Origin of the sequence: Paenarthrobacter sp. Y-19 (assembly GCF_029223985.1) — a bacterium.
GTDB lineage: Bacteria > Actinomycetota > Actinomycetes > Actinomycetales > Micrococcaceae > Arthrobacter > Arthrobacter nicotinovorans.
In genome coordinates this window covers 2198117-2213199 of record NZ_CP119414.1, presented here as the reverse complement: position 1 = coordinate 2213199, position 15083 = coordinate 2198117, and the positions used below count along the sequence as shown (strand labels likewise).

Sequence of the window (15083 nt, the reverse complement as noted above, 5' to 3'; positions counted from 1 at the left end):
ACTTATGTGCGTGGCGCACACACAGCACCTCGAAGGGTCGGGAAGAATGGTGGCAGCACAACTCACGGATCGCTTGGAGCTCAGGGACGATGACGACCATTGCGGAGCAGTTCACCCGGGAACAAGACGACCTGGCGAAAACAGCAGGGCGCCCGAGTGCCGATTATTGGTCGATATCACAAGGGCTGCGGCTGCTGGGTGACCGCTGGTCCCTATTGATCGTGCGCGAACTCCTCTGCGGTGAAATGGGGTTCAACGATATGTCCCGGGCCCTGCCTGACCTTTCGCGGACACTGCTTTCCCAGCGGCTCAAGCGCCTGGTCCAGCTGGAGCTTGTCGTTCGCAACGATGAAACCGGCCCCCGCGGCTCACGACGCTACAGACTGACGCCGGTCGGCTACGCGCTGCGGCAGACCTTGGAGTCGCTGGGCCTCTGGGCGAGTCATTGGCATGCGCCCTTTGAGAATGACCTGCGGACAGGGCTTGGCACGCTGCTCGAACACATGGGCCGCAGCCTTGTGACAGATTCCCTGCCCAGGAAGTCGATTGTCCTGGGGTTCGAGTTCGACAACGTCAGGGGAGCTCCCCTTCATGGCTGGATCTGCACAGAGAACAGCAAGACAACCGCGAGCATCGGCCGCGCAGAACGTGTCCCGGATCTTCAGGTTCATGTCGCCCCGCGGGTGCTCTACGACCTCTGGTGGGGTCTGCGCCGCTGTGAGGAGGCGCGGCAGCTGGGCTCCATCGGGTTTGTTGGCCCGCAAGAGTGGGCTGCGGACTTCTCCGGCTGGTTCGCCCCTCGGGCAGCTTCCTAACGGTCAGCGCCCACCATACGGTGCCCCGCGGTTGACAGGCCCGCCGTTTCCCGGCTTCCTGCTATACAGGTACGTTGCACTGGGTCCTGTTTCTGGATGCCATGCAGGGATATGAAACAGGGTCTACACCCCTTAGCCGGGGGAGAGTAGGGTCAAGTAAACAGAGGTGCCGTCGCCCAAGCGTGTCTAAGAGACCACGTTGTGCCGGCGCTGCTTTCTTGGAGGAACCAGGATGGCTGGATGGAATGCTGACACGGCTGCCGGCCCAGTAGGGGCAGGGACCGTCACCCTGGTCGAGGAAACCTCGTTCTGCATTTCTTTGCCCAATGGCGACATTCATCCCGAGCACCCGCATGGCCTGTTCGTGCAGGACACCCGATTCCTGTCCCGCTGGAACCTGACAGTCAACAGTCATCCGCTTGAGTCCCTCGCTGCCGAGACGCGCGAGCCGTTCCGGGCCCTGTTTGCAGGTCGCGTTCCCCGTTCCGACGGATATGCCGACAGCCCGCTGATCGTGGAGCGCCTGCGGGAAGTCGGCGCGGGTATTCAGGAGCGACTTACCGTCCGCAATTATTCAACCAAACCCGTCGAATGCGCGATTTCCCTCGAGGTTGAAGCTGACTTCGCGGACCTTTTTGAAGTGAAGGAAGCCCGGATCCAGCGTGCGTGGGACGCAACCCGGTACGTGGATGGGGACCAGCTGACCATTTCCGGTGTCTGGCAAGGCATGCGAAAACGGGTCGTCATTCAGGCTCCGGGAGCAGAGGTGAAGCCGGAGGGGGTCACCTTTCTGGTATCTGTCCCACCGCAAGGGGACTGGAGCGCTGTCGTCAGTGCCCGGGTTGAGGTTGAAGGCTCTGGCCGGAGCGCCACCCTTGTCCACCCTGAGGGGGAGGAGTTGTCCCCCAGTGACCGGCGCCGCAAGGAATGGGTTGCCAGGATTCCCGTCGTTCGCATGGGTAACCGATCCATTGAGCGTACGTTACGGCGGAGCTACGACGACTTGGGTGCCCTCCGGATCGAGGATCCGGATCATCCCGAACGCGTTGTGGTGGCGGCAGGTGCGCCGTGGTTCATGACGCTCTTTGGCCGGGATTCCCTGTGGGCCTCGGAAATGGCGTTACCGGTGGATCCCTCACTGGCTTTGGGGACGCTGCAGACGCTGGCGGACCGGCAAGGAACCATCGTGGACCCGCTGACCGAGGAGGAGCCCGGCAAGATCCTGCACGAAGTAAGGCTTAGCCTCAATGCCGGTTTGGCCCTTGGAGGCAACTCAGCCTACTACGGGAGCGTCGACGCGACTCCGTTATTTGTGGATGTGCTCGGAGCCGTCAGCCGGTGGGGATTCGGAGCAGATATTATCGCCGGTTTGCTGCCCCACGCGGACCGCGCCCTGGAATGGATACGTCACTACGGGGACAAGGACGGCGACGGTTTCGTCGAATATGAACGGCTCAACGACCAGGGCCTGATAAACCAAGGCTGGAAAGACTCCTGGGACGGCATCAATTTTGCCGATGGAACACTTGCGGAGCCCCCGATCGCGCTCTGTGAAGTCCAGGCCTATGTCTATGCTGCGTATACCGCGCGTGCCTGGATGGCATACGACGCGGGCGACACGGCACGGGGAGATGATCTCGCCGATCGGGCGGCGGAACTGAAGCGGAGATTTAACGAGCAGTTCTGGATGCCGGACCGGGGGTACTATGCAATCGCACTCGACGGCAGGAAGCGACAGGTGGACGCGTGTGCTTCCAACATGGGCCACTGTCTGGTCTACGGACTCGTAGACGAGGACAAGGCTCCGCAGGTTGCCGAGCGGCTTATGTCTCCGGAGATGTTCAGCGGCTGGGGTATACGGACCTTGGCCAGCAACATGGGCGCATATAACCCGGCCAGCTATCACAACGGCTCGGTATGGCCCCACGACAATGCAATCATCGCTGCCGGTCTGTTGCGATACGGCTTCGTGGCGGAAGCACAGCGCATTACCACTGCGATATTGGAAGCCGCCGAATTCTCGGGCGGGCGCTTGCCCGAGCTCTTCTGCGGCTTCAGCCGTGATCAGTTCGCCGAACCCGTACCCTATCCAACGGCGTGTTCGCCCCAGGCTTGGGCAGCAACGGCCCCGATCCTCCTGGTGACGAACCTGATGCGGTACGACGTTCATGTCTCCCGTCGGGGACTGTGGATGGATCCTGTGCTTCCGGAAGCCTATGGTGATCTGCACATCACCAACGCACCTGTGGGTGGCGGCCGGATCACCATCGACATCGATAGGTCCGGCCCCTCTATTCAGGGCCTGCCTGAGTGGATGGAATTTCGACGCGGACATCGGCCATGGATTACGGAACTGGTCGAACAGGCAGACCGCCGACGACGGAAGTAGGCAGCCTGACTGTCGTCGACACCCTCGATGTTACAGCGCCGCCATCCCCTCTGGGACGAAGCCGGCGAACAGTTAGATGATGACTTCTGGCACGCCTCCCGTTAGGCGCGGCGACTTGCCCAACGGGAGACGTGGCATGATGAGCGCTATCTTCAGCGCTCATCGTGCCCGCACTTCACATGGCGCCTACGCGCCCGCTCAGTGCTCCGGCCAGTAGTCGTAGACGTCACTGGTCCCACGCATGAATTCGATAAAGACGCAGTCCCTGTCCCCGACGGTCCATGCTTCATGCTCCGGCGGCAGCATCATAAGATCTCCGGCTGAGAATTCCTCCTCGGATCCGGTACGCTGGCGCACCCCCAAACTGCCTTCCAGGATGTAGGCGACATGCGGCATGGGACACATATCCGTGTCGAGAATTCCGGTCTTGACCGCATCCTCCGTCACTGATGCTCCCACCGGGAAACGGACGAGAAGGGCGCTGGCCCCGTCAAGGGTCACCATCCTTTTCGTGATCCGCCCGATAGTAATGAGTTCGTACTTGTCCTCGTCGACAAAATTGGCCTTCTGCATACGTGTGAGGTCTACAGCCATAGTTCTTCCTCTGCTCCTTCGTCGTGTAAAGCGTCCGCAGTGACGCCTTGTTTCAATTCAGCGACCTGCTCTCTCTACCGGACAAGTACGAAAGCTGTACTGACCCCCATACCGCAGGCACGCATAAACGGCGCTCAAATCTACCCACGTTGCGCACTATACCCCCGGGGGGTATAGTGGATGCGTTGTCAGTGACAAGGCATGTCCCGGCCGGTGCCAACACCCGCTTTCACGGCCCGTCAACCCCAGCGCCCATTGATGCTCCATCAAGGAATGGAAACTGACATGTTTGAATCTGGAAACCGCACTGAGCTTCCCCTCGCCTCGAGTGCGGGATGCAGTTGCTGCACAGCCAACGTCTTTTCGCAGCCCACCTCCTCCGCTGCTGAGCTCACTCTCGAGGGCCTAACCTGCCGGCATTGTGCCCAGACAGTCGAGAAGGCCGTCCTGGTCCTTGAGGGAGTGGATTCTGTGGCTATTGAGCTCGTTCCTGGTGGCCTTTCCCGCCTCCTGATGGGCGGCAAAGCCGCCGCGGCTGCTGTACGCCAAGCCGTCATTGCCGCCGGTTACGTGGTTAGCGGCTAGTAATTCCCTGGAACTTCACGCCGCAAAAACGGCCCAGAAGTTGGCGCCCCCTCCCGAAACAGGAGGCATCGAAGCGCGCCCGCGGGCGAATGAATCCCTCCACAACTGGCCAGCGGGGTCCACCCGAACCCCAGCAGGCCGCGCAACCCCAAAAAACACCCGACTCGGGTACCCCCTGAACTTTCTGCGGGCTCTGCTGCCCGCCAATTTGTAGAGGACATGCTATGACCGGAAAAACAGGACAGCGGCGCGGATTGGTGCCGTTGCTGGTGATCGCGACCGCACAGCTGATGCTGGTGCTCGACGACTCCATCGTGAACATCGCGTTGCCTAGCATCCAGCAGGAACTCGGGGTGAACGCCGTGCATCTGCCCTGGATTGTGAATGCTTATAACCTCACGTTCGGGGCTCTGCTGCTCCTGGGCGGTCGGCTTGGCGATCTCTACGGACGGCGGCATGCATTGCAGGCCGGTCTCGCCCTCTTCGTCATCGCATCGCTGGCCGGGGGTCTTGGCCCCAACAGCGAGACCCTCATCGCCGCCCGAGCGGTTCAGGGGCTGGGAGCAGCACTGGTTGCGCCCAACGCCCTGGCCCTCATTGCGACAACCTTCTCCGAACGCAAGACCCGTGATGCAGCCCTGTCGCTGTACGGCGCGATGTCCGCTCTCGGAATTGTGGTGGGATTGCTTCTTGGTGGCGGCCTGACCGACACCCTCGGCTGGCGGTGGGTCTTTTTCATCAACGTACCCATCGGCATCCTCGTGCTCCTGGGCAGCCGGACCTTGGTGAGCGCAGGACGGCACGCCGGGAGTCTCGATGTCAGGGGCGCCGTATTGGGAACCAGCGGCATGGTCGCCCTGGTGTACGCAATTACCCGCTTTGGCGAGGAGGGTTTCGCTGACCCTCTGGGCCTTGGTCTGGTAGCCGCTGCAGCCCTGCTGCTGGCTGCCTTCATCGCCCTGCAATCCCGCAGCAGCACGCCGCTGGTCCCACTGGGGCTGTTCCGGGACCGTGGCCGCGCTGGCGCATACGCCTCCATGCTGCTGCTAGCCATTGGTCCCATGGGCAGCTTCTACGTGATCACCCTCTATCTCCAGCAGGTTCAGCATTACGGCCCTCTGCGGACCGGTGCCAGCTGGCTGCCGTTCGCGGCAGGGCTGGTGCTCGGGGCAGGGGCCGCGCCTAAGCTGCTGCTGAAGATGGCCACGCGCCTCATCGCAGCAGCGGGGGCACTGCTCAGTGCCGGGGCTGCCTTCTGGTTCTCCTTCATCCAGGTAAACACGAACTACTGGCTGCACCTGGCACCGGCCATGTTCATCCTCGCCCTTGGGTTCGGTCTCGGCATTATCGCCCTGACCCAGGCCGCCGTATATCACACGAAGGAAACCGAGGCCGGAATTGCCTCTGCGCTGCTGAACTCGGCCCAGCAAATCGGCGTTGCCCTCGGACTGGCCGTTTTGGCAGGCGTTGCTGCAACGGTCAGCAACAGCAGCCAGCATTCGGCCGTCACCGAGGCAGGCCAACTGGTCGCCGGATACGGCAGCGCACTTGCCGTCGCGGCTGGGCTGCTGGTGGCTGCAGGAATACTGGCTGCAGCTACCTTGCCTTCCCGAACCGCGGCACAGGCCAACGCCCCCGCTGCGGCCGGAATTCATTAGGCGGACCCGGACAGGGACTGTCTCCAGTGACGAGAAGGTACAGCATGCGCGCCCCTGTGCCTGGGCGCGCATGCTCGGCGACAGGTATCGTCCGCTCGAAAAGCGCAGCTAGAGCCTCGCCTAGATACCACCGGGTCACCGTTCAATAGCCGGCGGACCTCGCGAAACGCTTCGAAGCGGCGGTTGACCCGGGCTTCCCCGCCCCTGTGGGCAGTATTCCTGGCCGCTAACAACCCGGTGCTGCGCTTCAGGGGATCCTCCTCCGACTTTGTGTTCCGCCAGCCTAGCCCTGGTGTATCCCCATTCTGGAGGACATGCAACGGAATTTGTAGGTCTGCGGTACCCACGAGAACCCCAGAGCTGGTCGGACCGATCCTGGTTACCGTCCACCAATCAGCCAGAATTTCGATGTCAGCAGGGCGCGCACACATGGTCTTTACGCTTTCCTGCCACGCTTGCTGGTCCACCCATCGGTATGCTGAAAGGCGTCGATGACGTCCTGGTACGCCAGGTAAGTGACGTCCAAATCAATGTGATCATCATGGTCGGCCCGCAGGCGTTCCAGCCAGGCGGAGCCCGGCCGGGGGCATCCTGACCGTCTCAGATCGAGAGTCGTCACAGCCGAGTGACAGTCCCAAAACCAAGGAGAAGCATCCATGAACAAGAACGAGCTGGCCCAGTTGGGCCTCGACACGGATGGCCTTACGCCGGACGCCGACTACGTCCCGAACCCCTTCACCGCCGATGACGGTGTACACGTCGACCTCGTGTACCGCGCCTACCTGCAGCTCGAGCAGATCAACGCGCTGGGCGGCATCAACTTGCTCGGCGGCTCGCGCGAGCGGCTGGAGGAGATCTATGGCGGACTTGAGGATGGCATGGATCTGATGACGGCGGTGACGCGCTTTGGCGACGATGAGCAGCAGCATCGCGCCCAGCAGCTCATCGCGGCAGGGAAGATCAGCGGCTCCTGACAGGCCTCGACGGAACCCCGACAGCCCCGGCTGTCGGGGTTCTTTCTTTCGTCATGCAGACCGGACTGGCAAGAACCCTTGGATATGCCGAGGCCCGGCATGCGTCGCGCGGACATCAACTGAACCAGGCGAGGCCCACTCTTCCCCTGGACAGGGACCGCGGGAACCTCAGCATTTGGTTCCATAGCCGCTCATTATCCGTCCATGCCGCGGCTCCTGTCTCCCGGCGCGTCCATGCGCCTAAGCAGGAAGAAGTCCGACCCTGGTGTTCATGTGGTGTTCGCACCGTTCTGCCTGATAATGCAAGAATCGCAGCACCCTCGCTCACACCGTTATTCGCTTTCCTCCGGGAGCCGGAAAGACCATGTTGGCCGAGAGGTTGCCTGGTTTGCTTCCGGATTTGGCGGAGACAGCAGCAATGGAAGTGACGGCCATCCATTCCTTGGCAGCCGTCCAGGCATCCGCCGTGCGGCTCATTCACAGGCCGCCTTTTGAGAATCCCCACCACAGCGCCACTGCCGCGGCGATCGTCGGCGGCGGCTCGGGACTTCCCCGGCCGGGCGCGGCATCGCGGGCGCATCGGGGAGTGCTGTTCCTGGACGAGGCTCCCGAGTACGAGCGACGGGTCCTGGATGCCCTTCGCCAGCCCCTTGAGAGCGGTGAGCTTGTCATCCACCGGTCGGCCGGCACGGCGGCGTACCCCGCGCGCTTCCAGCTCATTCTGGCGGCGAATCCCTGCCCCTGTGGCAAAGCAACCGGCAAAGGCCTGGACTGCACGTGCACGGCGATGATGCGGCGTCGCTACATCGGCAGAATGTCCGGCCCGTTGCTGGACCGCGTTGACATTCAACTGAACGTGGAACGGGTGTCCTTGGCGGATTTCGGCCATGCCGGGCAGGAGGAGGACACGCGAACCGTAGCGGAACGGGTGCTGGCGGCCAGGGAGCGGCAGTTGATGCGCCTGAAGAACACGGGGCTCGAAACCAACTCCCAAGTACCGGGAAGAATCCTGCGAGGACAGCTGCGGTTGCCTCCGGGAACCACGAGGATCCTGGACACCGCACTCGAGCGGGGAGTGCTGACCGCTCGCGGCTACGATCGCGTCCTTCGCCTCGCGTGGACACTCGCTGACTTGGACCGCAGCGAGCGACCGGATGCTGACCATATTGGGCAAGCGCTCGGCCTGAGGCAGGCCGCGGCGGCGACATGAGCGAACGACACGAACGGAATGAACGGAAAACGGCAGGAGTGGCAGGAATGAGCGTGCGCGACAAAGAACGGGTAGCCCGGGCCGCGTTGGCCCGGCTGATGGAGCCGCAGGACTCAGTGGGACTGGCCCTGGTGCAGGTGGTCGGCGCTGTGGATGCGTTGGGGGTTGCCACGGGGGAGCTCGGGACCGGTCCTGGTATGGAGCAGGAGATTTCTGCGGTCCTCCGCGACGGGGGCGGACCCGCAACGTGGGCAGGTATGCAGGATAGCCTCAGGCGCTGGGGTCCGCGTGTTGCTGACCTGGCCCCTGACCGGGACCTGGAGACCATGCGGCGGTTGGGCGGCCGGTTGATTGTTCCCGGAGATGATTTGTGGCCGGCACAACTTTCGGATCTGGGCCTTCAGGAACCGCTGTGCCTGTGGTGGAGGGGGCACGAACAGGAGTTGCCGTCGGCAGGTCGGGCCATTGCACTTGTGGGTTCAAGGGACAGTACAAGCTACGGCGCGTCCGTCACGGGCGACTTCGCCTTCGGGCTTGCCCAGCGGGGCTTCAGTGTGGTCTCAGGCGGCGCCTACGGCATCGACGCGCACGCGCACCGCGGAGCACTCAATGGAGGCGTAGCCGGGCTGCCTACCATCGCCGTGATGGCAGGGGGAGTAGACCGCTTTTATCCCTCCGGCAACGAGGAACTCCTTCGGGCGGTGGCCGCGCAGGGAGCGGTGATCTCCGAAGTTCCTCCGGGGTCCGCGCCCACGCGTTACAGATTCCTGCAAAGAAACCGCCTCATTGCAGCCTTGTCCTCGGTCACTGTCGTGGTGGAGGCGCGTTGGCGCTCCGGAGCCCTGAATACCGCCCATCACGCCGAGACGATAGGCCGGGTCGTGGCTGCGGTTCCGGGATCCGTTCACAGCGCCAATTCCGCCGGTTGCCACCGCCTGCTCAGGGACGGGGGAGCCGTTTGCGTCACGGATGTCGGTGAGGTCGCTGAGCTTGCGGGGGCCATCGGTGCATCCGGCGCCCAGGACGAGGGGAACCAGCAATACCAGGAACGCGGCGCAAACCAGGAACCCAGCGCCGCGGTGCACGATGGATTGTCCCTGGAGGATTTGATTCTCCTGGACGCGCTGCCCCTTCGATCCACCAGCTCGGTGGAGAAGCTCACGGTGGTGGCAGGTTTGAGTCCTGAGTCCGTTCGCGCTGGACTTGGCCGGCTGGGGCTGCTGGGACTGGCAGTCTCGGACCGGGGCGCCTGGAAGCGTGGAAAGAATGCCTGACCCTCCCGCGAAAAGCATGTTGGTGCGGGCGCCGGGGGACGACTGCTGGCACAGTTGGAAAGATGGACGGACAATCACTACCTACAGCGCTGGCCGGCGCCGTCGAGGGCTTCCGGCGCTACTTGGAGGGGGAACGGGCGCGGTCCACCCATACCGTTCGTGCCTATATCGCGGACGTCGAGAGCCTGCTGGGTTTTGCTGTCCGGGAGGGGGTTGAAGAACTCCCGCAATTGGAGCTCGGATCGCTTCGGCGTTGGCTCGGCGCGCAGAGCGAAGCGGGGATGTCCCGGGCCACCTTGGCCAGACGCGCAGCAACTGCCCGGGCTTTCACTGGCTGGGCACTCCGGGAAGAACTGATCCCAACAGACCCGGCAATACGTCTGCAAGCGCCCAAACGCAGCAAGCCACTTCCCGGGGTCCTTCAGCAACAGCAGGTCACCCGCATGGTGGATGACCTGAACATCGCTGCGGAGGATGGCGGCCCGATGGCTATCCGCAACCGGGCAATGGTTGAGCTTCTCTATGCCACAGGAGTACGGGTCGGCGAGCTTGCCGGACTGGACATCGATGACCTGGATCCGGACCGAAGAACCCTGCGCGTGCTGGGCAAGGGAAACAAAGAACGCACGGTGCCGTTTGGGGTCCCGGCTGCCGTAGCTGTGGACGACTGGCTCAGGCGTGGCCGCCCGGCCGTCGTGACCGCAGGCAGCGGCCCCGCCTTGTTTCTGGGTGTCAGGGGCAACCGCGTGGATCCGCGACAGATCCGCGCCGTGGTGAGCGATCTGCTGCATGCCTTGGGCGATACCTCAGCCACCGGACCACATGCGCTAAGGCACAGTGCGGCTACGCATCTGCTGGACGGCGGGGCAGACCTTCGCGCAGTCCAGGAGATCCTTGGTCACAGCAGCCTCGCCACTACCCAGATCTACACCCACGTTTCCGTTGACCGGCTCCGCAGTAGCTATCAACAGGCGCACCCACGGGCTTGATCATGACCCTTACAACCCCCGCACTGGCGGAAACCGGCAGCGTACGGCAAAATGAAAGCACCATGGGGAAACCTTCAATGCACGCTTGAGGGTTACTTCTGTGCCAAGATCGTCAAAAGGACTACACAACTGAATAGCCTGTCAGGGCCATCATGAGATTCATGACATCCGGCAGCACAGGCAGACCATCCAGGCAGAGGTCGTTGGGGAAGACGTACCTACAGCTATGGAGGATGGAATGTCTGTTGCAACAACCCGCGGTGTCCTGTTCGTGCACTCGGCCCCTACGGCGCTTTGCCCGCACGTCGAGTGGGCCATTGGATCGGTCGTGGATAAGCGGACCGATCTTGAGTGGACCCCTCAACCCGCCGCGCCCGGAATGTTCAGGGCCGAGCTTTCGTGGACGGGCGCCCCTGGAACCGGTGCCCAGTTGGCGTCGGCCTTGAGGGGCTGGGCCCACTTGCGCTACGAAGTCACCGAAGAACCAAGCCAGGGGGTGGATGGCGCCCGTTGGTCCCATACCCCTGAACTCGGTATTTTCCACGCCGTCACGGACGTGCACGGAAACATCATGGTGACCGAGGACCGCATCCGCTATGCCTATGAGTCCGGCGCCGGGGATCCCTCAGCGGTCTACCACGAGCTGTCATTGGCCCTTGGCGAGGCGTGGGACGAAGAACTCGAGCCGTTCCGCCACGCCGCAGAAGGTGCTCCGGTGCGCTGGCTGCACCAGGTCGGCTGACAGCGACCCACGACAAATACCCCATAGCAATGAAGAGGGCCCCACCAACTGGTGGGGCCCTCTTCATGTCGCACGTTGCGGCAGCTGCAGATCCTGCTTAGACGTTGCGTACCGCGATGACTGCGTTGTGTCCGCCGAAACCGAAGGAGTTGCTCAGCGCGACGATATCGCCGGCGGGCAGGTCCCTGACGGAAGTTACGACGTCGAGCGGGATCTCCGGATCCTGGTTCTCGAGGTTGATGGTGACCGGTGCCTTGCGCTCGTAGACGGCCAGGACCGTCAGAACGGCTTCAACGGCGCCTGAAGCACCCAGGAGGTGTCCCATCTGGGACTTGGTGGCGGAGACCGCTACGTTGTCCACGTGGGTTCCCAGGGCGGCACGGAGGGCCGTGTACTCGGGCTTGTCACCAACGGGGGTGGACGTAGCGTGTGCGTTGACGTGCACCACGTCCTCAGCCTGGATCCGGCCGTCGAACATGGCAGCCTTCAGCGCCCTGGTGGCACCCAGGCCTTCGGGGTCCGGTGCTGTGATGTGGTAGGCATCCGCGGTCACCGATGTGCCGGCAAGCTCGGCGTAGATGCGCGCACCACGGGCGATCGCGTGCTCCTCGGCTTCAAGGACAAGGGCACCGGCGCCTTCACCCATGACAAAGCCGTCGCGGTCGATGTCGTACGGGCGGGATGCGCGTTCCGGCTCATCGTTGCGGCGGGAGAGGGCCTGCATCGAGGAGAACGCCGCCAGGGGCATCGGGTGGATTGCTGCTTCCGCGCCACCACACACCACAACGTCAGCCTTGCCGGACCGGATAAGATCCAGTCCCAGGTGAAGTGCTTCGGTGCCGGATGCACAGGCAGAAACCGGCGTATGCGCTCCGGCACGTGCGCCGAGGTCGAGGCTGACCGCGGCAGCAACGCCATTGGGCATGAGCATGGGAACCGTCATGGGCAGGACCCTGCGGGGGCCCTTGTCCCTGAGGGTGTCCCACGCATCCAGGAGGGTCCAGACGCCGCCAATGCCGGTGGCGAAGGCCACAGCCAGCCGGTCGTGGTCGATGTCCTCAATCCCGGAGTCGGCCCAGGCCTCGCGGGCGGCGATGACGCCAAACTGCGTGGACGGGTCCATGCGCTTGGCCTCAACGCGGCTCAGTACCTCAAGTGCCGGGGTGGAGCACCGGGCAGCAAAGTGGACGGGGAGGTCGTACTTGGCCACCCACTCGTCGTCGAGCGTGTGGGCGCCGGAGACGCCTTTCAGCGCGTTCTGCCACATTGTGGGTACGTCGCCGCCGATGGGAGTGGTGGCCCCCAGACCGGTTATGACTACTTTGCGTGCCATGCGATCACTCTCTGTCGGATCAGCCATCCCGCCTGCAGGGTTCACAGGGGTAGGCAGGAAAATCTTTGGGCGTTATTGCGGCTGTGCCGGGCGCAGGGACTAGCGCCCTGGCCCGGCACAGCTGGTGTCAGGACTAGGCCTGTGCGTTGGCGATGAAGCTGACGGCGTCGCCGACGGTCTTGAGGTTCTTGACCTCTTCGTCGGGGATGCGGACGCCGAACTTCTCTTCAGCGTTGACAACGATGGTCATCATCGAGATGGAGTCGATGTCCAGGTCCTCGGTGAAGGACTTGTCGAGCTCTACGGCTTCGGTGGCGAGGCCCGTCTCTTCGTTGACGATTTCAGCCAGGCCGGCCAGGATCTCTTCGTTGCTAGCCATTGTTGGCTCCTTTTCTTGTTGTACCGGCTGCTGCCGGAAAGGGGGCAAACCGCGGTTACGGTTTGGGTTTTCAAGTCATATTCAGTTGGCTGGAGGCCACCGGGGCCGGTCCAGGTCTATGGCAGGACGACAACCTGGGCGCCGAAGACCAAGCCCGCGCCGAAGCCGATCTGCAGGGCAAGGCCGCCGCTCAGGCCAGGGTTCTCCTGGAGCAAGCGATGGGTTGCGAGAGGGATGGAGGCCGCAGACGTGTTTCCGGCCTGCGCAATATCGCGGCCGATCACAACAGACTCGGGAAGCTTCAGCTTCTTCACCATCTCGTCGATGATGCGCATGTTCGCCTGGTGGGGAACGAACGCAGCGAGGTCACTGGCTTCGATGCCGGCAGCATCCAACGCCTGCTGGGCCACCTTGGCCATCTCCCAGACCGCCCAACGGAAGACGGTCTGGCCGTCCTGGCGCAGGGTCGGCCAAACATCCTGTGTTGCGGAAAGGATGGCGGGGTCGTCAATTTCGTCGGAATGCCTGGCGGATTCGCCAAGCTTCTTGACGTCTTCCAGCGAGTGGGTCATACCGATTGCATCCCACTTGCTGCCGTCGGAGCCCCACACGGACGGGCCGATGCCTGGCGTGTCAGACGGACCCACTACGACTGCGCCTGCTCCATCGCCCAAGAGGAAGGAGATGGTGCGCTCGTGGTTGTCGATGACGTCCGAGAGCTTCTCAGCACCGACTACCAGGACGTACTCGGCTGCGCCGGAGCGGACCAGCGCATCAGCCTGGGCCACGCCGTAGCAGTACCCTGCGCAGGCGGCGGAGATGTCAAAGGCCGGTGCCGGCGTCGCGCCGAGGCGTTCGGTGAGTGCAGCGGCGGCGGATGGCGTCGCGTAGGGGTGCGTGACGGTGGAGACGATCACGGCACCCAGCTGGGACGGTTCGATGCCGGCCTGTTGGATGGCCTCCCTCGCCGCGCCTTCGGCCATGTCGATGACGCTCACATCGGCGGCTGCGCGGTGGCGGGTGATGATGCCGGTCCGCTGGCGGATCCATTCATCCGAGGAATCGATCCACTGGCAGACGTCCTCATTGGTGACGATGACGTCCGGGCGGTAGGCCCCGATGCCGAGAATGCGGGCATTCTCGTTGACGGTGGCTTTCTTCAGTACCGGCGTGCTCATGCCTGTCCCTCCAGTTCAGCAAAGAGTGCGAGTGCCGCAGACAGGTCATCCGGGGTTTTGACTGCAACAGTCTTCACGCCGGGCATGCCGCGTTTTGCCAGACCCGCAAGGGTTCCGGCGGGAGCAAGTTCGATGACGCCGGTGACGCCGCGCGCCACCAATGTCTCCATGCACAGGTCCCAACGGACGGGCCGGGAAACCTGGGCGATCAAGCTATCGACGGCGGCAGGGCCGTCGGTGACTTCCTGGCCGTCGTAGTTGGACAACAGCGGGACTGTCGGTTTTTGGGGCGACAGTGACGGCTTAAGCGCTTCCAGTGCGCTGACTGCAGGGGCCATATGCGAGGTGTGGAATGCGCCCGCAACCTTGAGCGGAATGACACGTGCCTTTGCCGGCGGGTTCTCTGCAAGGGCCTTGAGCTGTTCGAAGGTACCCGCGGCGACGGTCTGGCCGGCACCGTTGACGTTGGCCGGCGTGGCGCCGGCAGCTTCGATGGCTGCCAGGACCTCAGCTGGGTCGCCGCCAACCACGGCGCTCATTCCGGTGGGGGTGACGGCAGCCGCGGCTGCCATGCTGTTTGCACGCTCCCGCACGAAGGTCATGGCCTCGGACTCGGTGAGGACGCCGGCAAGGGCGGAGGCGGTGATCTCGCCGACGGAATGGCCGGCGAGGATAACGGGAAGGGTGCTCAGCTCAACGTCGAACAGGGACTTCGCGGCCACAAGGCCGGCAGCAACAATCAGGGGCTGCGCAACCGCGGTGTCCTTGATGGTCTCTTCGTCCGAGGTGGTGCCGTGGGCCTTGAGGTCAATGCCTGCGATCTCGCTCAGGGCGGCCAGTTGGCCTTCGACGGAGGGGAGTTCCAGCCAAGGGGCCAAAAATCCGGGGGTCTGGGAGCCCTGTCCAGGGCAGACGATTGCAAGCACGTATCCAGCTTTCCAAATTGCCACGTGATCCACTGGT

Annotated in this window: 13 protein-coding genes and 1 pseudogene; 9 read left to right on the top strand and 5 right to left on the bottom strand. The window is 63.4% G+C overall.

Features of this window, described 5'->3' with window-relative positions; genetic code table 11:
• Window positions 1-89: 89 nt before the first annotated feature.
• Both PYR64_RS10380 and PYR64_RS10375 read left to right on the top strand, forming a co-directional pair.
• Window positions 90-815, top strand: coding sequence for a helix-turn-helix domain-containing protein (locus PYR64_RS10380; protein WP_133830825.1), 726 nt, complete (start codon window positions 90-92; stop codon window positions 813-815).
• Between the two features lie 232 nt (window positions 816-1047).
• Window positions 1048-3204 (top strand): glycogen debranching N-terminal domain-containing protein, encoded by a 2157-nt coding sequence (locus tag PYR64_RS10375; RefSeq protein WP_133830824.1) that lies wholly within the window; start codon window positions 1048-1050, stop codon window positions 3202-3204.
• 198 nt (window positions 3205-3402) lie between these two features.
• Here PYR64_RS10375 and PYR64_RS10370 read toward each other — a convergent pair whose 3' ends face one another.
• Complete coding sequence (locus PYR64_RS10370) at window positions 3403-3798, bottom strand: hypothetical protein (protein WP_133830823.1); 396 nt, start codon at window positions 3796-3798, stop codon at window positions 3403-3405.
• Window positions 3799-4083: 285 nt separating this feature from the next.
• On the opposite strand from PYR64_RS10370, the gene PYR64_RS10365 reads away from it, so the two are divergent.
• From PYR64_RS10365 to PYR64_RS10335, 7 genes and pseudogenes are all read left to right on the top strand, one after another.
• Window positions 4084-4383 carry a heavy-metal-associated domain-containing protein gene (locus tag PYR64_RS10365; RefSeq protein ID WP_133830822.1) on the top strand — a complete coding sequence of 100 codons (300 nt, stop codon included), beginning with the start codon at window positions 4084-4086 and terminating at the stop codon, window positions 4381-4383.
• Between the two features lie 224 nt (window positions 4384-4607).
• Window positions 4608-6041 (top strand): MFS transporter, encoded by a 1434-nt coding sequence (locus tag PYR64_RS10360; RefSeq protein ID WP_166183129.1) that lies wholly within the window; start codon window positions 4608-4610, stop codon window positions 6039-6041.
• Between the two features lie 656 nt (window positions 6042-6697).
• Window positions 6698-7015 carry a hypothetical protein gene (locus PYR64_RS10355; RefSeq protein ID WP_133830821.1) on the top strand — a complete coding sequence of 106 codons (318 nt, stop codon included), beginning with the start codon at window positions 6698-6700 and terminating at the stop codon, window positions 7013-7015.
• 343 nt (window positions 7016-7358) lie between these two features.
• Window positions 7359-8225, top strand: a pseudogene (locus PYR64_RS10350) (ATP-binding protein); the annotation flags it as partial.
• Window positions 8226-8272: 47 nt separating this feature from the next.
• Window positions 8273-9499, top strand: coding sequence for a DNA-processing protein DprA (gene dprA / locus PYR64_RS10345; protein ID WP_275779775.1), 1227 nt, complete (start codon window positions 8273-8275; stop codon window positions 9497-9499).
• 62 nt (window positions 9500-9561) lie between these two features.
• Window positions 9562-10488, top strand: a complete 927-nt coding sequence (locus PYR64_RS10340; RefSeq protein WP_275779773.1) for a tyrosine recombinase XerC — start codon at window positions 9562-9564, stop codon at window positions 10486-10488.
• A 238-nt stretch (window positions 10489-10726) separates the two neighbouring features.
• On the top strand, window positions 10727-11230 hold the full coding sequence (locus PYR64_RS10335) for a DUF3145 domain-containing protein (RefSeq protein WP_018776197.1): 504 nt from the start codon (window positions 10727-10729) through the stop codon (window positions 11228-11230).
• Between the two features lie 97 nt (window positions 11231-11327).
• Here the strand turns inward: PYR64_RS10335 and PYR64_RS10330 are convergent, their stop codons facing one another.
• The 4 genes from PYR64_RS10330 to PYR64_RS10315 all read right to left on the bottom strand — a co-directional run bounded on the left by PYR64_RS10330 (window position 11328) and on the right by PYR64_RS10315 (window position 15046).
• On the bottom strand, window positions 11328-12563 hold the full coding sequence (locus PYR64_RS10330; protein ID WP_018776196.1) for a beta-ketoacyl-[acyl-carrier-protein] synthase II: 1236 nt from the start codon (window positions 12561-12563) through the stop codon (window positions 11328-11330).
• 133 nt (window positions 12564-12696) lie between these two features.
• Window positions 12697-12942, bottom strand: a complete 246-nt coding sequence (locus PYR64_RS10325) for an acyl carrier protein (RefSeq protein WP_011692310.1) — start codon at window positions 12940-12942, stop codon at window positions 12697-12699.
• 116 nt (window positions 12943-13058) lie between these two features.
• Complete coding sequence (locus PYR64_RS10320; protein ID WP_018776195.1) at window positions 13059-14120, bottom strand: beta-ketoacyl-ACP synthase III; 1062 nt, start codon at window positions 14118-14120, stop codon at window positions 13059-13061.
• Window positions 14117-15046: an ACP S-malonyltransferase gene (locus PYR64_RS10315; protein WP_018776194.1), complete on the bottom strand. Its 930-nt coding sequence runs from the start codon at window positions 15044-15046 to the stop codon at window positions 14117-14119. Before PYR64_RS10315 ends, PYR64_RS10320 begins: the two co-directional genes overlap by 4 nt.
• Window positions 15047-15083: the final 37 nt, after the last annotated feature.